The 20832-nt window shown below is 68.5% G+C and carries 22 protein-coding genes and 1 pseudogene; 12 read left to right on the top strand and 11 right to left on the bottom strand.

Annotated features, from left to right (window positions below):
* Positions 1-68 precede the first annotated feature (68 nt).
* A complete protein-coding gene (locus AC3A6B_RS15295; protein WP_487837541.1) occupies positions 69-419 on the bottom strand; it encodes a hypothetical protein in 351 nt (116 codons plus the stop codon).
* 136 nt (positions 420-555) lie between these two features.
* On the opposite strand from AC3A6B_RS15295, the gene AC3A6B_RS15290 reads away from it, so the two are divergent.
* Positions 556-2349 carry a glutamine--tRNA ligase/YqeY domain fusion protein gene (locus AC3A6B_RS15290; RefSeq protein WP_487837540.1) on the top strand — a complete coding sequence of 598 codons (1794 nt, stop codon included), beginning with the start codon at positions 556-558 and terminating at the stop codon, positions 2347-2349.
* A gap of 14 nt (positions 2350-2363) precedes the next feature.
* Here the strand turns inward: AC3A6B_RS15290 and AC3A6B_RS15285 are convergent, their stop codons facing one another.
* Positions 2364-3302, bottom strand: coding sequence for a M14 family metallopeptidase (locus AC3A6B_RS15285; RefSeq protein WP_487837539.1), 939 nt, complete (start codon positions 3300-3302; stop codon positions 2364-2366).
* Between the two features lie 128 nt (positions 3303-3430).
* On the opposite strand from AC3A6B_RS15285, the gene AC3A6B_RS15280 reads away from it, so the two are divergent.
* The 4 genes and pseudogenes from AC3A6B_RS15280 to AC3A6B_RS15265 all read left to right on the top strand — a co-directional run bounded on the left by AC3A6B_RS15280 (position 3431) and on the right by AC3A6B_RS15265 (position 6301).
* Positions 3431-4480 carry an HsdM family class I SAM-dependent methyltransferase gene (locus AC3A6B_RS15280; RefSeq protein WP_487837538.1) on the top strand — a complete coding sequence of 350 codons (1050 nt, stop codon included), beginning with the start codon at positions 3431-3433 and terminating at the stop codon, positions 4478-4480.
* A pseudogene (locus AC3A6B_RS15275) lies at positions 4417-4668 on the top strand (HsdM family class I SAM-dependent methyltransferase); the annotation flags it as partial. The gene AC3A6B_RS15280 and the pseudogene AC3A6B_RS15275, both read left to right, overlap by 64 nt.
* 71 nt (positions 4669-4739) lie before the next feature.
* Positions 4740-5099 carry a hypothetical protein gene (locus AC3A6B_RS15270; RefSeq protein ID WP_487837738.1) on the top strand — a complete coding sequence of 120 codons (360 nt, stop codon included), beginning with the start codon at positions 4740-4742 and terminating at the stop codon, positions 5097-5099.
* Positions 5096-6301: a restriction endonuclease subunit S gene (locus AC3A6B_RS15265; protein ID WP_487837537.1), complete on the top strand. Its 1206-nt coding sequence runs from the start codon at positions 5096-5098 to the stop codon at positions 6299-6301. Before AC3A6B_RS15270 ends, AC3A6B_RS15265 begins: the two co-directional genes overlap by 4 nt.
* Here the strand turns inward: AC3A6B_RS15265 and AC3A6B_RS15260 are convergent.
* The 3 genes from AC3A6B_RS15260 to AC3A6B_RS15250 all read right to left on the bottom strand — a co-directional run bounded on the left by AC3A6B_RS15260 (position 6298) and on the right by AC3A6B_RS15250 (position 8604).
* Entirely contained in the window at positions 6298-6585 is a 288-nt protein-coding gene (locus tag AC3A6B_RS15260) for a putative quinol monooxygenase (RefSeq protein ID WP_487837536.1), read from the bottom strand. The two genes, AC3A6B_RS15265 and AC3A6B_RS15260, sit on opposite strands and share 4 nt — an antisense overlap.
* A gap of 152 nt (positions 6586-6737) precedes the next feature.
* Positions 6738-7688, bottom strand: coding sequence for a ribosome biogenesis GTPase YlqF (gene ylqF / locus AC3A6B_RS15255; protein ID WP_487837535.1), 951 nt, complete (start codon positions 7686-7688; stop codon positions 6738-6740).
* A gap of 46 nt (positions 7689-7734) precedes the next feature.
* The gene (locus AC3A6B_RS15250; RefSeq protein ID WP_487837534.1) at positions 7735-8604 is read right to left on the bottom strand and encodes a LytTR family DNA-binding domain-containing protein; all 870 of its coding nucleotides are present in this window, start codon (positions 8602-8604) and stop codon (positions 7735-7737) included.
* Positions 8605-8757: 153 nt separating this feature from the next.
* On the opposite strand from AC3A6B_RS15250, the gene AC3A6B_RS15245 reads away from it, so the two are divergent.
* Together AC3A6B_RS15245 and bamE are read left to right on the top strand one after the other, a co-directional pair.
* Entirely contained in the window at positions 8758-9933 is a 1176-nt protein-coding gene (locus tag AC3A6B_RS15245) for an acyltransferase family protein (RefSeq protein WP_487837533.1), read from the top strand.
* 83 nt (positions 9934-10016) lie between these two features.
* A complete protein-coding gene (gene bamE, locus AC3A6B_RS15240; protein WP_487837532.1) occupies positions 10017-10607 on the top strand; it encodes an outer membrane protein assembly factor BamE domain-containing protein in 591 nt (196 codons plus the stop codon).
* A gap of 1 nt (position 10608) precedes the next feature.
* Here the strand turns inward: bamE and AC3A6B_RS15235 are convergent, their stop codons facing one another.
* Entirely contained in the window at positions 10609-11517 is a 909-nt protein-coding gene (locus tag AC3A6B_RS15235; RefSeq protein WP_487837531.1) for an aminotransferase class IV, read from the bottom strand.
* A 109-nt stretch (positions 11518-11626) separates the two neighbouring features.
* Here AC3A6B_RS15235 and AC3A6B_RS15230 point away from each other — a divergent pair, with 109 nt between their 5' ends.
* Complete coding sequence (locus AC3A6B_RS15230) at positions 11627-11983, top strand: HPF/RaiA family ribosome-associated protein (RefSeq protein WP_487837530.1); 357 nt, start codon at positions 11627-11629, stop codon at positions 11981-11983.
* A 9-nt stretch (positions 11984-11992) separates the two neighbouring features.
* On the opposite strand, the gene AC3A6B_RS15225 is transcribed toward AC3A6B_RS15230, so the two are convergent.
* The 3 genes from AC3A6B_RS15225 to AC3A6B_RS15215 all read right to left on the bottom strand — a co-directional run bounded on the left by AC3A6B_RS15225 (position 11993) and on the right by AC3A6B_RS15215 (position 13334).
* Positions 11993-12448, bottom strand: coding sequence for a MerR family transcriptional regulator (locus tag AC3A6B_RS15225; protein ID WP_487837529.1), 456 nt, complete (start codon positions 12446-12448; stop codon positions 11993-11995).
* Entirely contained in the window at positions 12438-12851 is a 414-nt protein-coding gene (locus AC3A6B_RS15220; RefSeq protein ID WP_487837528.1) for a nuclear transport factor 2 family protein, read from the bottom strand. The genes AC3A6B_RS15225 and AC3A6B_RS15220 overlap by 11 nt, the downstream gene beginning before the upstream one ends.
* Before the next feature lie 102 nt (positions 12852-12953).
* Positions 12954-13334, bottom strand: a complete 381-nt coding sequence (locus AC3A6B_RS15215) for a response regulator (RefSeq protein ID WP_487837527.1) — start codon at positions 13332-13334, stop codon at positions 12954-12956.
* 139 nt (positions 13335-13473) lie between these two features.
* Here AC3A6B_RS15215 and AC3A6B_RS15210 point away from each other — a divergent pair, with 139 nt between their 5' ends.
* The gene (locus AC3A6B_RS15210; RefSeq protein WP_487837526.1) at positions 13474-14511 is read left to right on the top strand and encodes an ornithine cyclodeaminase; all 1038 of its coding nucleotides are present in this window, start codon (positions 13474-13476) and stop codon (positions 14509-14511) included.
* Here the strand turns inward: AC3A6B_RS15210 and gshA are convergent.
* Positions 14486-16066, bottom strand: a complete 1581-nt coding sequence (gshA, locus tag AC3A6B_RS15205) for a glutamate--cysteine ligase (protein ID WP_487837525.1) — start codon at positions 16064-16066, stop codon at positions 14486-14488. The genes AC3A6B_RS15210 and gshA overlap by 26 nt on opposite strands.
* A 143-nt stretch (positions 16067-16209) precedes the next feature.
* Between gshA and AC3A6B_RS15200 the strand changes: the two genes are divergently transcribed.
* A complete protein-coding gene (locus tag AC3A6B_RS15200) occupies positions 16210-17430 on the top strand; it encodes a DUF2252 domain-containing protein (RefSeq protein WP_487837524.1) in 1221 nt (406 codons plus the stop codon).
* On the opposite strand, the gene AC3A6B_RS15195 is transcribed toward AC3A6B_RS15200, so the two are convergent.
* Positions 17391-18077, bottom strand: a complete 687-nt coding sequence (locus AC3A6B_RS15195) for an alpha/beta hydrolase (RefSeq protein WP_487837523.1) — start codon at positions 18075-18077, stop codon at positions 17391-17393. The genes AC3A6B_RS15200 and AC3A6B_RS15195 overlap by 40 nt on opposite strands.
* Before the next feature lie 110 nt (positions 18078-18187).
* On the opposite strand from AC3A6B_RS15195, the gene AC3A6B_RS15190 reads away from it, so the two are divergent.
* Together AC3A6B_RS15190 and AC3A6B_RS15185 are read left to right on the top strand one after the other, a co-directional pair.
* Positions 18188-19525, top strand: a complete 1338-nt coding sequence (locus AC3A6B_RS15190; protein ID WP_487837522.1) for an MFS transporter — start codon at positions 18188-18190, stop codon at positions 19523-19525.
* The gene (locus tag AC3A6B_RS15185; RefSeq protein WP_487837729.1) at positions 19512-20624 is read left to right on the top strand and encodes a M14 family metallopeptidase; all 1113 of its coding nucleotides are present in this window, start codon (positions 19512-19514) and stop codon (positions 20622-20624) included. The genes AC3A6B_RS15190 and AC3A6B_RS15185 overlap by 14 nt, the downstream gene beginning before the upstream one ends.
* Positions 20625-20832 lie beyond the last annotated feature (208 nt).

Below are 20832 nucleotides of genomic sequence, written 5' to 3'. Positions count from 1 at the left end.
GCCCATGAAAAAACCGGCCCTTCGGGGGCCGGTTTTTCATGTGACAGCGGGAAATCGTGTCTGCTTGCTTAGCGCCAGTGGCCGTGACGATGACCATGGCCGTGACCATGGCGGTGGCCGTGACCGCGGTAGTAGTGATGGCGGTAGTAGCCGTGCGGCTGACGGTAGTAAACCGGGGCCGGCGGACCGTAGTACACGGGTGCCGGACGGTAGTAGACCGGCGGCGGCGGCGCATAGTAGACCGGCGGCGGCGCGTAATACACCGGGGGACCGCCCACGCCCACGACCACGCCCGGCGTGTGGATGCCGACCGACCAGTTCACGTTGCCGGCGCTGGCCGAAGTTGCGGTGAACAACGCGCCCGCTGCGACCGCTCCGGCGGCAGCCCATTTGAAGAAAGCGGAACGAGTGAGGCTCATTTTGTGGACTCCTTGTGGGGAGGGCGCAAACCGCCCATGCCCGTATTGAACGCGCCAACTGTCAACGCCGTTCACATTCCCGGGTGAAGAAAGTTGCAAAAGGTAACGCCGCGAGGGGCCCACCTAGAATGAACGGATGACTTCCCCTGCCGACCACGACACCGCCAAACCGAGCAATTTCCTGCGCCACGTCATCGAAAACGACCTCGAACAGGGCCACTATGCCGGCCGCCAGTGGGGCGGCTCCCCCGGCGATGCGGCGCACCATGCCCAGGGCATGCAGGACCCGGCGCGGGTGCGCCTGCGCTTCCCGCCCGAGCCCAACGGCTATCTGCACATCGGCCACGCCAAGAGCATCTGGCTCAACTTCGAGCTGGCCAGGGAATACGGCGGCGTGTGCCACCTGCGCTTCGACGACACCAATCCCGAGAAGGAAGAGCAGGAGTACGTCGACGCCATCCGCGACGCCGTGAAGTGGCTTGGATACGACACCGTGCTGGCCGACGATCCGGCCCGGCTCGGCGCGCCCAACGAGCACGTCTACTTCGCGAGCAACTACTTCGACTTCATGTACCGCGCCGCCGAGTACCTGATCGGTGCCGGCCTGGCCTACGTCGACGAGCAGAGCGCCGAGGAAATCCGCGCCACCCGCGGCGACTTCAACACCCCGGGCACCGACAGCCTCTTCCGCGGCCGCAGCGTGCAGGAGAACCTCGATCGCTTCCGCGCCATGCGCGACGGCCAGCTCGCCGACGGCGCCGCCGTGCTGCGCGCGAAGATCGACATGGGAAGCCCCAACATCAACATGCGCGACCCGGCGCTCTACCGCATCCGCCGCGCCACGCACCACAACACCGGCGACACGTGGTGCATCTACCCGATGTACACCTTCGCGCATCCGATCGAGGACGCGCTGGAGCAGATCACCCACAGCATCTGCACGCTGGAATTCGAAGACCAGCGCCCCTTCTACGACTGGCTGCTCGATCGCCTGGCCGAGGGCGGCCTGATCGCCACGCCGCATCCGCGCCAGTACGAGTTCGCGCGGCTCAACGTGACCCACGTGATCACCAGCAAGCGCAAGCTGCGCCAGCTGGTCGAGGATGGCCATGTCGACGGCTGGGACGACCCCCGCATGCCGACCCTGGCCGGCCTGCGCCGCCGCGGCTACACGCCGGAGGCGCTGAAGCTTTTCTGCGAACGCTCGGGCGTCACCAAGTCCGGCGGCTGGATCGATTACGCGAGCCTCGAAGCCGCGCTGCGCGACACCCTGGACCCGGTCGCCCCGCGCGCCATGGCCGTGCTCGACCCGGTCAAGCTGGTCATCACCAACTGGGACGAGCTGATGGGCGCCGGCTTCTTGGACGAATGCACGGCGCCCGTGCATCCGCACCACCCCGAGATGGGCAAGCGCAGCTTCAAGCTGGGCCGCGAGGTCTGGATCGAGCGCACCGACTACGAGGACGTGCAGCCCAAGGGCTTCTTCCGCCTGTTCCCGGGCAACAAGGTGCGCCTGAAGTACGGCCACGTCATCGAATGCACCGGCGGCACGCGGGACGCGGATGGCAAGCTGGTCGAAGTGCAGGCCAGGCTGGTGCCAGACACCAAGAGCGGCACGCCCGGTGCGGACGCGATCAAGGTCAAGGGCAACATCACCTGGGTGGCGGCGGCGGATGCAGTGCCGGCGGAGGTGCGGCTGTACGAGCGGCTTTTTGCGGCGCCCCAGCCCGGCGGTGGCGGACTGGAGGAAGACCTTAACGCCACGAGCCTGACCACGACCAGCGCCTATGTCGAACCCGCGCTGGCCACGGCCGCCGGCGGGGCTGCCTTCCAGTTCGAGCGGCATGGCTACTTCGTGCCGGACACGCGGCAGAGCAACGGGCTGGTGTTCAATCGCGCGGCCGGCATGAAGGACAGCTGGGGCAAGTAACCCAGCCCGGCTTTTTACAACGGCCGGGTCAGGTATACCGCCTCCCGCCCCACGATCGGCACCCGCGCCGGCATCAGCACGGTGCAATCCTCGCAGGGCGCCCGAATTTCCTCCGCCCCATCGGTCGCAATGAGCTCGCCCTTCGCGAACACCTCGAAGCCGAGCAGCGGCCGCACGAAGCGGAATTCCTCGGTCTTGACCATGCGCGTTTCCAGCAGCTCGAAGCGCTGCTGCGGGCCGGGCGCCGGCGCGGCCTGATCGTGTTCGACCAGGCCGAAATGGGCCAGGAAATCCAGGCTCACGGCCGTGGCCAGGTCGGCCGTGGCCTGCAGGAAATGCTGCCCGCACTCGACCACCATGGCGGCGCCGGCCGGGCTCTGCTCGTCACCGTGGCGACCATGCTGGATCAGCGGCGTGCCCGAGCCCAGGCCCTTGGGCATGAGCAGGTGGATCGGGGGGCGCCCGATCGCCAGCGCCACCGCGGTGTTGCGCGCGAAGGCCGGGTAGACCCAGAAAGGCGCCACCGGCTGGCTGGTCGAGTGGATGTCGAGGATGTGATCGGCCGCGGCCACCACCGGCCGCAGCTCGCGGGCGCGGCGCAGCTCGGGGCTGTCCTCGGGGCCGTCCAGCCACTCGTCGGACCAGATGCGGTTCAGGTTGTGCACGAGCTGGCGGTTCTCGAAAGGCTGCTCCGGGTCGAAGGCGTTGTAGGCCTCCACGTGGGCGAAGCTCACAGTGAGCGTGCCGATCTTGGGGCGCACGCCGCTGTCGAGCAGATGGGTGGCGGCCACCATGCCGCAGATTTCGTTGCCGTGGGTCAGCGAATTGATCAGCACATGCGGCCCGGCCCGGCCCGATTCGAAGCGGTGGACATAGTCGACGCCGGTGTTGCCCTGGCGGTAGGCGGAAAGGTCGGGCTGGGTGACTTCGAGCAGGGGCGGGGTGGGCGGCATGGCGGGGTGTTCTCGACAGGTCCCCCAGTTTGCTACAGCGGCGCCGCGCGGTGGAGGCCGTCAACCCCCTCCAATTGCCTCGTAGACTCGCGACCCACAAACACAAATTCTTCGAGCGCCCTGCCCTCATGCCCCTGACTGCCGACATGCGACGGTCCATCGACCAGATTCGCGATTACCTTTTTGGCGGCGGCTACCCGGACCCTGTCAACAACGCCGAGCAGCTGTCCTTCCTGTTCTTCTTCTATCTCGTCGAGGGCATCGACGCCGAGGCCAAGGCGCGCGCCCGCATGCTGAAGACGCGCTCCATCAGCCTGTTCGACGGCGAGTGGGAGCTCCGGAATCCCTTGAATGCCCTCGTGCCGTCCGTCCGCGAAGGCAACCTGGCCGCCACCGTGCTGCACACCGGCGCGCCGACCATCGCGCGCAGCCGTTTTCGCTGGTCGCGCTGGTCGCGTGAGCTCTCGGGCGAGCAGCTGGTGCGCTTCGTGCGCGACGAGGTGTTCCCCTTCTTCGCCGAGATCGGCGAAGCCTCGGCCTACGACTTCATGCGTGGCGCGCGCCTGGGCATCGACGATCCCGCGGTGCTGACGCAGGTCATCCGCCTGGTGGACGGACTCAGGCTCGACCAGGCCGATGCCGACACCAAGGGCGATCTGTTCGAGCACGTGCTGCGCCAGATGAAGCAGGCCGGCGAGCTGGGCCAGTTCCGCACGCCGCGCCACATCATCCGCATCATCGTCGAGATGGTCGATCCGCAGGTCGGCCAGACCGTCTACGACCCGGCGGCCGGCACCGCGGGCTTCCTGGTGGCGGCCTACAACCAGATCCGGCTCGCGAACTCCTCGCCCGGCGGCATCGTGGAGGCCGAGCTCGACGGCAAGACGCACCGGCGCGGCCTGGGCGACCAGCTTTCGGCCGGCCAGCTGGCCACGCTGCAGACCGCCACCTTCTTCGGCAACGACGTCGACCCGAAGATGGTGCGGCTGGCGACCATGAACCTCACGCTGCGCGGCCTGGCCACCGTGCGCATCCTGCAGCGCAACGTGCTAACCACCTCGCTCGACGCCGGCTACAAGGCCGCGCTGGGCCTGCCGGCGGAAGGCTTTCACGCGTGGTGCTGGCGAATCCGCCCTTCTCGGGCGGGGTCGACAAGGACCGCATCGTCGACGAGGTGAAGATCGGCAGCACCAGCGCCACCGAGCTGCTGTTCCTCAAGTACATGCTCGACAGCCTGCGCCCCGACGGCCGGGCCGCCGTGGTGGTGCCGGAAGGCGTGCTCTTCGGCTCCACGCTGGCGCACCGCGAGCTGCGCCGGCAGCTGATTGAGAAGCACCGCGTCGAGGCCGTGCTGAGCCTGCCCAGCGGGGTGTTCCAGCCCTACTCGGGCGTCGAGACCTCGGTGCTGTTTTTTCGCCGGGGCGGCGCACCGAGCGCGTGCAGTTTCTGCATGCCGACGACGACGGCTACCGGCTCGACGCCAACCACGACACGCCCATCGAAGCGGACGACCTGCCCGCGCTGTCGCAGGCCTATGCGCATCGCGATGCGGCCTGGGCGCGCTGGCAGGCACGCGATGCGGATGCCGAGTGGGCCGAGAAATGGTGGTTCGCCGATGCGGCTGCGCTGCGCGCGAACGACTTCAACCTGTCGGCCAGCCGCTACCGGCCGATGAGCCAGGCGCAGGTCGAGCACCAGGATCCGCGCGAGCTGCTCGGCGCACTGGCGGCGATCGAGGCCGAGATCGTGGAAGAGATCGAGGCGCTGCGCGTCGCCCTGGCGGAGCGCATCCCATGATGCCGCCAGCCCGTACCGCGCTGCTCGGCGAGGTCTGCGACATCAACCCGAGGTTGCCGAAGGCGCATGGGCTGCAGGACGACTGCGAGGTCGGCTTCGTCCCGATGGCGGCGGTGAACGAGGCCTCCGGCACCATCGAGCGGCGCCTGACGCGCCGCTTCGCCGAGGTGAAGAAGGGCTACACCCCCTTCGCCGAGGACGACGTGCTTTTCGCGAAGATCACGCCGTGCATGGAAAACGGCAAGGCGGCCATCGCGCGCGGCCTGGCCGGCGGACAGGGCTTCGGCTCCACCGAGTTCCATGTGCTGCGCGCGCGAATCCGTTCTGCCCGAGTGGCTCTACTACTTCGTGCGCCAGCAGCGCTTTCGGCGCGAGGCGCGCAGGAGCTTCACCGGCACCGCCGGCCAGCAGCGCGTGCCCGCAGCCTTCATGGCGGGCGCGGCCATCCCGGTGCCGGAACTGGCCGAACAGCGCCGCATGGTCGATGTGCTGTCCTGTGCGGAAAGCATCGTCCGGCTCCGGCGCGAAGCGCGCAGGAAGACCGGCAGCTGATCCTCGCCATCCACGCCGACATGTTCGGCGACGCCGCCGCCAATCCCAAGGGCTGGCCGGTGGCGACACTGGGCGATGTGATCGAGCGCATCGACAGCGGCAAGAGCCCGCGCTGCCACGATCGGCCGAAGGCGCCCGGCGAATGGGGCGTGCTGCGCCTGAGCGCGCTGAAGAATGCCGCCTACAACGAGTCGGAGCACAAGACCCTGCCCGACAAGGAAGTGCCCGATGCGCGCTGCGAGGTCCGGCCCGGCGACCTGCTGCTCAGCCGCAAGAACACGCTGGAGCTCGTGGGCACGCCGGCCTATGTCTGGGAGACGCAGGGCCGAATTCTCCTGCCCGACCTGATCTTCCGCCTCTGCCCGCGGCCGGATTCGGGCGCGCATCCGCTCTACCTGTGGGCGCTGCTGACGGCGCCGGCCATGCGAAGACGGCTTCGGCTGATGGCCAGCGGAACGGCCGCATCGATGCTCAACATCTCGAAGGAACGGCTGCGCACGCTGCCGATCATGGTCCCGCCGCTCGCGCATCAGCAGGCCTTCGCGGACCATGCGACGGCCCTGCACTCGATCTCGCTCCAGCAGCAGGCCGCCCTGGTCAATGCCGAAGCGACCTTCGAGGCCTTGCTCGCCAGGACCTTCAGGTCCTAGATCAGCCGGCTGTACGCCACGATCTCCGGCGCCGCCGCAAACAGCGGCCCCGCGGCGGCGATCGCCGCGCCCACGTGCAGCGTCGCCATGTGCGCATCGGCATCCGCCTTGGCCTGCCACTGCTCGACGGTCTGGAACACGTGCGGCGCCTCGGCCTGCTGGTAGAGCTCGTAGCCCATGCAGCCCGGTTCCTGTCGCGACTTGGTCGCCAGGTCGACGAGGATGCCCTTGGCGAGCTCGGCGACCTCAGGTTTGACGGTGATGCGTGCGAGGACGTAATGCATGGTCGGCTCCGGCTGGAGGGGAATCGGACAGGTGTTGCATCATTGCGCGGCAAAGCATCGTGGCGCCCGGGATTTTCCCGCTCGCACTCCCGGCCTATTGACAAGGATCGGCCTGGGGCGCACTGCGGCGCCTGCGCCCCGCCGAGCGCAGGCTACGGCGTCTCAGGCGGATTGTCTTCCCGCTCCGAAGGGCGCTTCTTGCGCGAGCGCGCCTCCTTCTTCGCCCGGCGCTCAGCATCGAGCAACTGTCCCGCCGCGAGCCACTGTGCGAATTCCTGCGGCGTCTCCAGCGTGATGCGGCCCATGTTGCCGCTGCGGAATTCGTGCATCACGACCTCGGCCGCCTTCTGCAGGTTCACGCGGCCTTTGCCAAGCAGCGCGCCGCGCTTGCGGCCGATGGCTTCGAGCACCTGCTCGTCGCTGAAGCCCTCGATCGAGTCGAGCTTGAAGCGCGCCTCGATGAGGCCGGCGTAGTCGCACTTCAGGTAGCCCAGCAGCTCAAGCGCCACCTCTTCCTCGTCGAAGGCATTGCGGCCGATGGCGCCGCTGGCGGCCAGGTTGTAGCCGCTCTTGGCCACGATGATGCGCGGCCACAGCATGCCGGGCGTGTCCCAAAGATAGAAGTCGTCGGCCAGCACGATGCGCTGCTCGAGCTTGGTGATGCCGGCTTCGTCGCCGGTCTTGGCCTTGCGGCTGCCGGTCAGCGTGTTGATCAGCGTGGACTTGCCGACGTTGGGAATGCCGCAGATCAGCACGCGCATCGGCTTGGCCATGCCGCCGCGGTTCGGCGCGAGTTCGTGGCAGGCGTCGATCAGCTGCCGCGCCGGCGTGGTCTGGCTGGCATCGAGGCCGATCGCGCGCGTGGCCGGCTGTGCGTTGTAGTGGGCCAGCCAGAGCGCGGTGCGTTCGGGATCGGCCAGGTCCTGCTTGTTGAGCACCTTGAGCCCCGGCTTGTGGCCGGTGAGCTCGGCGAGCATCGGGTTGCCGCTGGAGCCCGGCAGGCGCGCATCGAGCAGCTCGATGACGACGTCGATGTCCTTGATCCGCTCGGCGATGGCCTTCTGGGTCAGGTGCATGTGACCGGGGAACCACTGGATGGCCATCGGGAATGTTCTTTCTCTTGCTGCGGGAAGGCTGGCGATTGTCGCCTCAGGCCCGCAGGGCGTCGCGGTAGCGCCGGCTGCAGGGAATCTGCGTGCCGTCGCGCATGTGCAGGCGGGCGTCGCCGCCGTCCAGCGGCTCGATCTCGGCCACCCGGTCCAGGTTGGCCGCGTAGCTGCGGTGCACGCGCGCATAGCGGGCCGGATCGAGCTGGGCCAGGAAGTCGGTCAGCGTGGCGCGCAGCAGGTAGTCGTGGCCGTTGACGCGCAGGCCGACGTAGTTGCCCTGGGCCTGCAGCCAGTCGATGTCGCTGGCCGCGATCAGGAACTCGCGCCTGAGCTTGCGCACCAGGAAGCGCTCGGGGCGCTGCGGGGCCGCCTCGGGCGCGGGCGGCGCGGGCTCGGCCGCGCCCTCCGGCGCATCGAGCACGCGCGCCTCGCCCTGCAGCCGCAGCATGAAGAGCCGGTAGCCCAGCAAGGTCACGAGGAACAGCGCGTAGGTTCGCACGTCCTTGAGGTATTCGTAGAACCACTTCTCGGCCCAGGGGCCGAAGTCGTACTGGCTGCCGACCAGCGCATAGACCGCATGGCGCAGCCCCACCATGCCGGCCACATGCACCAGGCTGAAGACCACGCTGCCGGCCAGGTGCCAGGCCCAATTGCGGCCGAGCGTGGCCAGGGTCAGCGGAAAGCGGCGCTCGAAGGCGAACACGGCCGGCACCAGCGCGAGCAGCACGAGATGGCTGGAAAGCTCCCAGGTCACCGGCTGCCACAGCGGCACCTCGCGCTGCATCTTGCCGGCGTCGACCACGGCGACGGCGGTGTTGAAGAGCGCCTGCAGCGCAATCACGATCACCCAGAAGGCGATCTCGGCCCGCCGCCGGTAGGGCTGGTAGCGTTCGAACAGGTTCTTCGGCATGGCGGGATTCTCGTGAATCCGGGTCGGGACGGCCGGATTTCGTCCCTCCGAAGCCGCCGTTCGTCACAAAGCGCCGGCAGATCATCCCCCGGCCGTCCCTCTGCGCCGCATCGGACGCCACCATGACCGCCTCGCCATCCAAGGAGCCGGACCATGAGCACCGACCGACGACACGACATCGACGCGCTGCGCGCGCTGGCCTTCGGGCTGCTGATCCTCTACCACGTGGCGATGTACTACGTGGCCGACTGGCCCTGGCACCTCAAGAGCCCCCATGCCGCCGAATGGCTGAAGTGGCCGATGCAGGCCGTCAACATCTGGCGCATGGACCTGGTGTTCCTGGTGTCGGGCGTGGCGCTGGGTTTTCTGCTGCGCGGCCAGGATCCGCTGCGCCTGGTGGGACAGCGTGCGCTGCGGCTGCTGCTGCCGCTGGCGATCGGCATGACGGTGGTGGTGCCCTACCAGGCCTACGCCGAAGCCGTGGCCAAGGGGCTGGTGGCGCCGGGATTCGGCGCCTTCATGGCGCGCTACCTGGCGATGGGGCCCTGGCCGAAGGGCGCCTTCGCCGGTTCCGATTTCGGCATGACCTGGAACCACCTGTGGTACCTGCCCTACCTCTTCGCCTACACGGCGCTGGTGGCGCTGCTGCTGCCGGTGCTGCGCTCGGCCGCGGGGCAGCGCCTGCGCACCGCCTTCACCGGCCTGCGGCGCTGGCGCCTGCTGGTGCTGCCGGCCCTGCCGCTCGTGCTCTTCACGCTGGCGCTCGGGCCGCGCTTCCCGGCCACCCACGACCTGGTCCACGATTGGTACCTGCATGCCCTCTACTTCACGGTCTTTCTCTACGGCTGGTGGATGGGCATCGATGCCGGCCTCTGGCGCGAGCTGGCGCGGCTGCGCGGCTGGGCGCTGGCGCTGGCGGCGGCCCTCCTCGCCGCCTACTTCGCGCTGAAACTGGCCGGCGCCGATGCCTGGCTGCTGCGGGTGCCGCGCGCGCTCTACCTGTGGAGCGCGCTCGCGGCCATCCTGGGCTTCGCCCATCGTTACCTCGACCGCCCCTGGCCCTGGCTGGGCTGGGCCAACGAATCGGTCTACCCCTGGTACATGCTGCACCAGACGCTGATCGTCGCCGGCGCCGTCGCGCTCGCGCCCTGGGAGCTCGGCCCGGTGCTGGAGCCGGTCTTGCTGGTGGCGCTGACGGTGCTCGGTTGCTGGGCGCTGAGCGACGGCCTCATCCGCCGCATCGGCTGGCTCAGGCCACTGTTCGGGCTCAAGCGGCGCGCCCCGGCGGCCGCCGATGAAGCGCGATTTCGAGACTTTGTAGCGCGCTGAGTTGTAACAACACCCCTAGAATCCCTCGCGCTGCGCGTCGCCCCGGCTCGCAGCGTCCAACAACATCCAACGAGGGAGTTCCGATGTTCCAGCGCTTCGCCCTGGCCGCCGTCCTGGCGGCCACCCTTCCCCTGTCCGCCGCCCATGCCCAGCGCCCCGCGCCGCCCCAGGGCCCGATGCTCCAGGGCTACCTGTGCTGCAACATGCGCAGCTACGGCAAGCAGATCAGCGACATCAACTACGACGAGCAGGGCATGAGCATCGTGGCGGCAGGCACGCCCGCGCGCATCACCGGCTACGACTTCCGCTGGGTCGACCTGGACGTCGGCGGCCGCCCGCAGCGGCTCAAGAACGACTACAGCCGCGACCTCACGAACATCGCCTTCGGGCAGCGCTATGTCGTGACCGAGGACCCGAAGATCAAGCTGGCCGGTTACCCGGAAAAGACGCGTCAAGCCATCGCCGCCATGAAGGTCACGCCCGGCATGACGCGCGAGCAGGTACTGATGGCGCTGGGCTATCCCGTCAGCAGCGAGAACCCGAAGCTGGACGCCCCCGTCTGGCGTTACTGGCTCGACACCTGGGCCGAGTACCAGGTGGTGTTCGAGCCGGGCGGCACGGTGAAGAACGTCGTCGCCAGTCCGGCGACGCTGAACCGCGTCTCGCTGCCCTGATTCACCGGCCGTAGTCGATCGGCCGGCTGTAGGCCGGGTCGCGGTGCCAGTCCCAGTAGGTCTGGAGCAGGCGCTGCGTGACGGAGCCGGGCACGCCGTCGCCCAGCACCCGGCCGTCCACCCGCGTCACCGGGAGCACGCCGCCGCCGGAGGTGCTCAGAAAAGCTTCGTCGGCGCTGCGCAGTTCCTCGGCCGGCAGCGCGCGCAGCTCGACCCGCATGCCGAGCATCTCTGCGATCTCGATCACCGTGCGGCGCGAGATGCCTTCGAGCACACCGTCCTTCGGCGTCACGATCGTGCCGCCCTGCACGCAGAAGACGTTGAAGCCCGGACCTTCGACCACGTTGCCGGCCGCGTCGCTGAGCACCACCGTGTCGGCGCCCGCATCGAGCGCACCCAGGAGGCCCATGGTGAGGTCGTTCCAGTGGTAGTTCTTGGCCTTCGGATCGACCGAGCTCGCCGGAATGCGCTGCACCTCGCTCACCTTCAAGTGCAGGCCGCGCTCGCGCTGCGCCTCGTCGGCGATCCACACGAAGGGCACCGCGAAGGCGTAGAAGCAATTGACCGCCTGGCGCGGATCGCGCGAGCCCCAGGGCGGCTGGCCGCGCGTGACGATCATCTCGACATAGGAATTCCGCAGGCCGCTCCGGCGCACGCATTCGGCCAGCACCTCGGTGATCTGCGCTGGCGTGAGGCCGGGGTCGAGCCGGAAGCGCTCGCAGCTGCGCATGAAGCGCTCCAGATGCGCATCGAGCCGGAAGAAGGCGCCCTCCCACACGGTGACCACGTCGTAGGTGGCGTCGGAGCGCAAGAAGCCCCAGTCGGTGATGGGGATGGCGGCCTCGGCGATGGGCACGTAGCTGCCGCCGACGAAGGCAACACCGGCGGAAAGGTCGGACACGGAGGGCATGGACTTGGAATCTCCTTCGGTTGCATGCTCCAGATGCTTACGCAGGGAGCCTGGGTTGAGCGCAGAGTCGGTGGTGCGCATCAACAGCAGAGGACGAAAGGTACCTGACATGCAGATTCAAGTGAACACCAGCAACGGCGTCGAAAACAAGGATGCCCTGGAACGCTGGGCCAATGAGGAGATCAGGCAGGCATTGAGCCGTTTCGCGACGGACGTGACACGGGTCGAGGTGCACCTGAGCGACGAAAACCATGACCAGAGCGGCGGCGGCGACAAGCGCTGCGCGATGGAAGCGCGCCTCGCGCGCCATCAGCCGGTGGCCGTGACGCAGCACGCACCGAATCTCGACGAAGCCTTCCGCGGTGCCGCCGACAAGCTCAAGCGCGCACTCGACAACGCGCTGGGCCGCCTCGGCAAGCACGGGCGCGAATCGATCCGCAAGGACGGCGGCACGGTCGTCGAATAAGCGCCGACTTCAGCGCTTCCTGATCGCGGGCGCGGGCAGCGCCTTCTTGCGCACTGCGCGCGGCGTGTCGGCCGGAATCAGCGGCGGGCGCTGGCCGGTCTGCATCCAGGTGTCGTAGAAATCGATCTTCTTGTCGACCAGCGTCAGCGCACGCCGCCATTCGGCAACGGTGGCGTTCACGCGCTCGCGATGGGCGGCCAGCATGTCGCGGCGCTGGCGCAGCGTACGGCTGCCCTGCATCACCAGCGCGGTGTATTCGCGCATCTCGGCGATCGACATGCCGGTCGCGCGCAAGCGCTCCATCAGGTCGAGCCAGCTCACGTGCAGCTCGCCGTAGACGCGCCGCCCGCCTTCGTCGCGCGCCACGCCGGGTACCAGGCCCTGGGCCTCGTACCAGCGGATGGCGTGCACGCTGCGGCCGGTGCGCGCGGCCAGTTCGCCGATGCGGAAGGCGCTACCCGGCACGCGCCGGCGCCTCCAGCGCCTGGTCGACGAGCGCGGTGTCGAGGTACTCCGTGAGCTCGACCACCTTGCCGCCCTCCAGGCGGTAGATGAAACAGTACTGGTTGTCGTAGCGCTTGCCGCGCTTCGTTTCGACGTCTCCGTTGCACTGCACGACGACGAGGTCGTCTTCGGCGATGAAGCGCTCGGCCGTGTTGAGGTAGCGGCCCTCGAATTGCGCGTACAGGGGCTTGAGCAATTCGTTCTGCACGGTCTGCTTGCCCTTGTAAATGCGCGACCAGGCCGTGCGTCCCTTCATGATCCAGCTGAAGTCCTCGGCGAGGCTGTCGACGAACGGCTTGCCGTTGCCCTTGGCGAGCTCGGCGTGGATGCCCTGGATGAATCTCTTGTTCTCGATGGCGTTCATGGCGTATTCCGTGTTCACCGGACGACCCGGTGAAACCATTGGAAATGCTAGCGCGCACTCTAGGTCAAGAGCGATTTTTCCGCCAGGGCGGAAGCCGGGGCCTCAGTCGTTGCAGCGACTGAGCTTCTCGCAGTAATCGAGCAGCAGCTCGATCTCGGCGGACTTGTCGAAGAAGGCGTCGGCGCCCAGCGCCTTGGTGCGCGCCCGCATGTCGGGCGTCGCGTAGTTGCTCAGGACCACCACCTTCTGATGCCTCGACCGCTCGCGGCAGGCAGTGAGGACGCCAAGGCCGTTGCCCTGGTTCAGGAACAGGTCGACGATGGCCACGTCCCAGCTGTCGCGATGATTGCGCAGCCAGTCCACTGCCTCGGCCTCCCCGCTCGCATGGGCGACGACGGTGGCATCGGCAATGTCTTCGAGGAATCCAACGAGGTTCTCGCGAATCACGGCGTTGTCTTCGACCAGATAGGTCTTCGTTGTCATGGGGGGTGCATGGATGCGGATGGGTAGGGAAAGTTGATGTCATGATGAGCTGCGAGACTTGTGCGCCTCGGTGAGTCATCTCGGCCAATGCGGGTAGGCGAAGGCCTACCCGATTAGCACGGAAGTTCTGCAACAAGACATGGCAACAACAACACGCTTCGTAGATGTCCAAGCGCTTTCCGGCCTGGTTCGGGCCCTGGGAACATCCCGCTTCCTGGACGCGTTGGCCGACACCATCCGGGAAGATTTCCTACGCTGGACCGAGTTCGACAAATCGGCCCGGCTGGCCAGCCATTCGGCGCTCGGCGTGATCGAGCTGATGCCGGTGTCGAACGGACAGCGCTACGCCTTCAAGTACGTCAACGGGCACCCCGGCAACACGGCGCAGGGCCTGCCGACCGTGATGGCCTTCGGCGTGCTGGCCGAGGTGGAGACCGGCCAGCCGGTGCTGCTGTCGGAGCTCACGCTGACCACCGCGCTGCGCACCGCCGCCATGTCGGCCCTGGCCGCGCAGGCCGTGGCGCGGCCGGGATCGCGCCGCATGGCGCTGATCGGCAACGGCGCCCAGAGCGAGTTCCAGGCCCTGGCCTTCCATGCGCTGCTGGGTATCGACGAACTGCGGATCCACGACATCGATGCCCAGGCGATGGACAAGCTGGAGCGCAACCTGGCGGCCTTTCCGGCTCTGCGGGTGCAGCGTGCCGCGAGCATCGCCGAAGCGGTGCGCGGCGCCGACATCGTCAGCACGCTGACGGCGCGCAAGGCGCGCGCCACCATCGTCACGCCCGACATGCTGGAACCCGGCATGCACATCAACGCGGTCGGCGGCGACTGCCCGGGCAAGACCGAGCTGCATGCGGAGGTGCTGCGCGCCGCGCGCGTGTTCGTCGAGTACGAGCCGCAGACCCGGATCGAGGGCGAGATCCAACAGATGGCGGCCGGCTTCCCGGTGGTCGAGCTGTGGCGCGTGCTGGCCGGCGCCGAGGCCGGCCGGCAGAGCGAGGACCAGGTGACCGTGTTCGACTCGGTGGGCTTCGCGCTGGAAGACTATTCCGCGCTGCGCCTGATCCACGCGCTCGCGCTGCAGCATGGGGCGGGCCGGGACATCGAGCTCGTGCCGGCTGCCGGCGACCCCAAGGACCTGTTCCGCTTCACCAGGCCGCAGGCTGGGTCATAGCGAGCGACGGCATCTCCGCCCAGTGGTTCTTGAAGCCCAGGCGCAAGGGCGAGACGTACTGCTCGCGGTAGACCTCGAAGGGCATGCTGTCGTTGGCCTCGATCTCCTTCTGCGCATCGATCGAACTCTGCGTCATGCGCTCGAAGTTCGCGCGCTCTTCGGCGGAAAAGGGCAAGGCCAGCAGCTCGGTGCGCGTGCGTTCGGACTGCGCCCGCACGAAGCTGATGAAGGAGTTGTCGTGCGCGCGCGCCATCGCGTCGAGCACGCGCGCAGAAGGCAGGGTGGCGGGGTCGGCCAGAGCTTCCTCCGCCGCGCGCACCGCTTCGGCATGCCGGGTGCCGCCGTGCGCGGCATCGAGCGCGGCGGCAATCGGCGCGAACTGCTCCAGCAGCTCGGCACCCCATTCGGTGAGCGCAACGTCGCGCCCGCCGCGCTGCAGCGCGAGGCCGGGCTCGCGGCCGCGCGCGGCCGTGAGGTGCTGGTTGTGGGCCAGCTCGGCAATCTCCTCGCGCGTGTCGGGCGGGCTGTCGGCCAGCAGGCAGTGCAGCAGGAAGACGTCGAGAAAGCGCATGGTGGGCGCGGCGATGCCGATCGGCTCGAAGGGGTCGAGGTCCATCAGGCGGACCTCCACGTATTCGACGCCGCGCTCGCGCAGCGCATGCAGCGGCCGCTCGCCGGGGTAGATCACGCGCTTGGGGCGGATGGTGCCGTAGAACTCGTTCTCGATCTGCAGCAGGCTGGTGGCGAGCTGGTTGTAGTCGCCGCCGGGATTGCGGATGCCGATGGCCTCGTAGGCCGCCCAGGGCCGCGTGAGCGCGTCCTGCAGCGAGGCGCCGTAGCCGTCGAGGCTGTTGTAGCTGACCGCCAGCGAAGCCTGCGCCTCGCTCTGGTAGCCCAGCCGCCCCATGCGCAGCGAGGTGCCGTGCGGCATGTGCATGCTGCCCTCGCCCAGCGGCTGCAGCTCGTGCGGCCGGCCGGCCACGAAGCTCGAGCACAGCGCCGGCGAAGCGCCGAACAGGTAGAGCAGCAGAAAGGCGTGGCGGCGGAAGTTGCGGATCAGCGCGAAGTACTGCTCGCTCGACACCTCGGGCAGCGACCAGTTGTAGTGGATGCCCGAGATGGTCTGCATGCGCCGGCCGTAGCGGTGGCTCAGGCCCATCCGGTAGACGCTCTTGGCGCGCCCCACGTTGGAGGCGCCGTAGCGCCCGATCGGAATGGTCTCGTCGGCCGGCAGGCCGCAGGGCATGCTCGAAACCCACAGCCGTTCGTCGCCGGCTTCATGAAGCACGCGGTAGGTGAACTGGTGCACCTGCGTGAGCTCGGCCAGGCAGGCCTCCACGTCGGTGTGCACGCCGGTGATGAGCTCCAGCTGCGACTCGCTGAAATCGGTGGTGATGTGCGGGTGCGTGAGCGCCGAACCGAGCGCCGCCGGATGCGGCGTCAGCGCCAGCGTGCCGTCGGGCTCGGCACGCAGGCTCTCCTTCTCGATGCCTCTACGGGCTCCCTTCAGTCGCGCGGGTGTGAGCGCTCCCAGGCGCTCGTTCAGTTTGCTCATGTCGTTATGACCCGTGAATCTTTGTGGGGCGGAAGGTAGCACGGTCACGCACGCCGTGCTGGCCTCGGGATTTGAAGCGAAAACGCCGTTTCTGCTATACCCGCGACGGTGCCGGCCATCCCTCCGGCGACTCAGGGGAAACCATGATCGACGTCGTGCGCAGCGTACAGGCATTCAATGCGGGCCGCGACCCAGAGCGCCTGCAGATGAAATACGAGGCCATGCGCAAGAGCCCCTTCGTCTTCCTGCGCGGCAGCTGTCACCGCTTCTACGAGCGCCTCGCGCCCGGCGCCCTGCCCGCCTCGCCGACCGGCTGGGTATGCGGCGACCTGCACCTCGAGAACTTCGGCAGTTTCAAGGGCGACAACGGCCTGGTGTATTTCGACATCAACGACTTCGACGAGTCCGCCCTCGCCCCGACCGCCTGGGACCTGGTGCGCTTCCTGGCCAGCGTGCGCGTCGGCGCGGCCAGCATGTCGGTCGACCGCGCCGAGGCGCAGCGCTTGTGCCGCGCTTTCCTCGATGCCTATGCCGAGACGCTGGCCCTGGGCGAGGTGCGCTGGGTGGAGCGTGACACGGCCGACGGGCTGGTGGGTGCGCTGCTGCGCGGCCTGCGCGAGCGCAAGCGCGTGCCCTTCCTCGACGAACGCACCAAGCTCAAGCGCACAGCAGGCAAGCGCAGCCGGTTCCGGCGCAAGCTGCGCACCGACGGCAAGAAAGCGCTGCCCGCGAACCGCGCGCAGCGCGAGCGCGTCACCGAAGCCATCCGCAGCTTCGCCGAGAAACAGCCGAACCCGGGCTACTACAAGGTGCTCGACGTGGCGCGGCGCATCGCCGGCACCGGCAGCCTAGGCGTGGAGCGCTATGTGATCCTCATCGACGGCAAGGGCTCGCCCGGCGGCAACGGCCTGCTCGACCTGAAGCGGGTCAACCCCTCTTCGCTGCTGCCGCACCTGAAGTCAACCCAGCCGGCATGGAAGAACGAAGCCCAGCGCGCGGTGGCGCTGCAGCAGCGCGTGCAGGCGGTGTCGGCCGGCCTGCTGCAGCCGTTGCGCATGGGCGGCGCGCCCTTCGTGCTGCGCCACCTGCAGCCTTCGGAAGACCGCGTGACGCTAGACCGCTCGGCGCAGAAGCTGAAGACGCTGGAGCAAGTGCTGCGCACCATGGGCCGCATGGTCGCGTGGGGCCAGCTGCGCAGCGCGGGCCGCCAGGGCTCGGCCATCGCCGACGAGCTCGTCGCCCACGGCCACAGCCGCAAGTGGCGCCAGCCCCTGCTCGATGCGTCGCGGGACTGCGCCGTCGACGTCGCCCTGGACTGGAAGGCCTACAGCGAAGCCTTCGACGACGGCGCCTTCAAGACCTGATCCAGGAAGCGGTTGAGATCGGCGATCTCTTCCATGCACACCGAGTGCTCCATCGGGTACTCGTGCCATTCGACCGCGTAGCCGAGCGCGGCCAGCGCATCGCGCGAGGCCCGGGCGCGCTCGATCTGCACCACGCCGTCGTGCATGCCGTGGCCCAGGAAGATCGGCGTGTCGTGGTTGGCCGCATGGCGCTCGGCGGCCGTGGTCGCGGCCAGCGGCAGGTAGCCCGACAGGCCGACGATGCCGGCCAGCCGCTCGGCATGGCGCAGCCCGGTCAGGAGCGCCATCGCGCAACCCTGCGAAAAGCCGGCGACCACGATCCGGTTCGCTGCGATGCCGCGCGCCTTCTCGTTTGCGATCAGCGCCTCGATGGAAGCCTGCGAACGGCGCAGGCCGGCTTCGTCCTCGCGCTTCACCAGGTCGGCTGCGGCGATGTCGTACCAGGCCGGCATGCGGTAGCCGCCGTTGATGGTGACCGGAATCACCGGCGCATTGGGGAACACGAAGCGCACCGGCCCGACGGCCGACAGGTCGAGTTCGTTGGCGATCGGCACGAAGTCGTTGCCGTCGGCGCCGAGGCCGTGCATGAGGAGCACGGTGGCGGTGGGGTGGGGGCCGGTTTCGATTTCGATGGGAGCGAGGGACATGATCAAAGGTCTTGGGTTGCCTGGATGCCGCGAGTGTGCCTTGCCTGCGGCACTTGTCGCCACCGGCTGCTAGCATCCGGCGCGACGCGCCAACAACAACAGGAGTTCCTGTGACCTCTCCCATCACGCCGATCAGCCGGCGCAGAACCATCGTCGCCACCACCATCGGCAACGCCCTCGAGTTCTTCGACTTCACCGTCTACGGCTTCCTGGCCCTGGTGATCGGCAAGCTCTTCTTCCCGACCTTCGACAGCTACGGCCAACTGCTGCTGACGGTGGCGAGCTTCGGCGTCGGCTTCATCATGCGGCCGCTGGGCGGCATCCTGATCGGCGCCTATGCCGACCGTGCCGGCCGCAAGAAGGCGATGACGCTGACGATCTTCCTGATGGCGCTGGGCTGCGCCATGATCGCGGTCGCGCCCACCTATGCGCAGATCGGCGTCGCGGCGCCCGTGCTCATCGTGCTGGCGCGGCTGATCCAGGGCTTCTCGGCCGGCGGCGAGGTGGGCGCATCCACCACCCTGCTGGTCGAGCACGCCACGCCGGCCAACCGCGGCTACCTGGCGAGCTGGCAGTTCGCGAGCCAGGGCCTGGGCATCCTGCTCGGCGCCGCGGTGGTGGGCGGGCTCTCCTTCGCGCTCGGGCCGCAGGGCATGGAGAGCTGGGGGTGGCGCGTGCCCTTCGTTATCGGCATGCTGATCGCGCCGGTGGGCATGTACATCCGGCGCCACCTGCACGAGTCACTCGATACCGAGGCCGTGCAGGCTGCGTCGGCCGAGCGGCGCAGCAGCCTCGCCGAAGTGTGCGGCGAGCACGGGAAGACGGTGCTGTCGGCCATCCTCGCCATCACCGGCGGCACCGCGGCAGCCTATGTCGTGACCTTCTACATGCCCACCTATGCGGTGCGCCAACTGGGCCTGCCGCCGACGGTGGCGCTGTTCGGCGCCGCGCTCACCGGGCTGCTGTCCTTCGGGCTCGCGCCGCTGGTGGGCCTCCTGTCCGACCGTGTCGGCCGCAAGCGGCTGATCGTCTGGGGCCGCATCGCGATGATGGTGTTGATCTATCCGGGCTTTCTGTGGCTCAACATGTCGCCCACGCCGGCCGTGCTGTTCACCGTGGTGGGCCTGCTGAGCATCGCGCTGGTGGTGCAGACCGTGCCCGCGATCACGATGCTGCCCGAGATGTTTCCCAAGCACGTGCGCGCGAGCGGCATGTCGCTGGTCTACAGTGTGGGCGTCTCGCTGTTCGGCGGCTTTTCGCCTTTCGTCAGCACCTGGCTGGTCAACGCCACCGGCAGCAAGCTGGCGCCGGCCTGGTATCTGCTGGGAATGACGCTGGTGTCCTTCATCGGCCTGCTGTGGCTCAAGGACTTCACCGGCAAGGACATCGACGACGCCGCGGCCCACCGCCCGGACGCCGAACCCTCTGCAAGGACTGCCCGTGCATAGCAGCGCTGCCACCCGTTATTTCTCCGGCAGCTACGCCGAAGCCCGCCGCAAGTTCCTCGACGCCGCCGCGGCGCGCGGCGCAGCTGTCGAATCCTTCGTGCTCGAAGCCCATCGCGGCGCCCTGGGCGAAACGCTGGCCACCGACACGGCCTATCTCGGCACGCCGGGCGCGGCCAGGCTCCTGATCGTCAGCTCCGGCACGCACGGGCCCGAGGGCTTCTGTGGCTCGGGCTGCCAGATCGCGACGCTGCACGACGACGACCTGCTCTCGCGCATCGAACAGGCGGGCGTCGGGCTGCTGCTGGTGCATGCGATCAATCCGCACGGGTTCTCGCACCTGCACCGCACCAACGAAGACAACATCGACCTCAACCGCAACCACATCGACTTCGATGCGCCGCTGCCGGTCAATGCGGCCTATGCGGAGGTCGAGCCTTTCGTGCTGCCGGCGACCTGGCCGCCCAGCGCCGACGACGAGGCGGCGATGGCAGCCTACATCGACAAGCACGGCATGCGCGCGTACCGCACCGCCGTCACGACCGGCCAGTACGTCGCGCCCGACGGGTTGTTCTACGGCGGCCGGGCGCCATCGTGGAGCAACCGCACCGTGCGCGGCATCCTGCGGAAGTTCGGCGGCGCCGCCACCCACATCGGCTGGATCGACATCCACACCGGGCTCGGCCCCTACGGCCACGGCGAGAAGATCTACCCGGGCCGCCCGGACGGCCTCGCCCAGGCGCGCGCCTGGTGGGGCGCCGACGTGTTCGCGCCTTTCGACGGCCAGTCGGCCTCGGCCGACGTATCGGGGCCGGTGGTCTCGGCCGTCTATGACGAATGCCCGCAGGCCAGCGTGGCGCTGATGGGCCTGGAGTTCGGCACCCTGCCCGACCTCGAGGTGCTGAACCGCCTGCGCGCCGACACCTGGCTGCGCAGCCACGCGCAAGCGCCGGCCGAACAGCAGCGCACTATTCGCCAGCAGCTGCGCGACGCCTTCTACTGCGACAACGAGGAGTGGAAAGGCATGGTGCTGGGCCAGGCGCGCACGGCCTTGCTGCAGACCGTGCAAGGCCTCAAGACGGCAGAGCCTGTTCACCCCTAAATCACCCCCGCGCGCCGGGGCGGCAAGGGGTGCAGGGCTAGGCGTGGGCCGCAGCCCGGGGTGATCCCCGGGCAAGGACCGCAACGACGCCATGCGCCCCTTGCCGCCCCGGCCCTCCGGGTGATTTAGGGGTGAACAGGCCCTTCTATGAGGACTGTGTTGTCAAGCGAATGTGGTGGCGGATGCTTGGCTGCTGCTCCTGGCGGTT

This window comes from Variovorax sp. Soil_C_33, from assembly GCF_057656935.1.
This window is presented reverse-complemented; position numbering and strand designations above follow the sequence as displayed.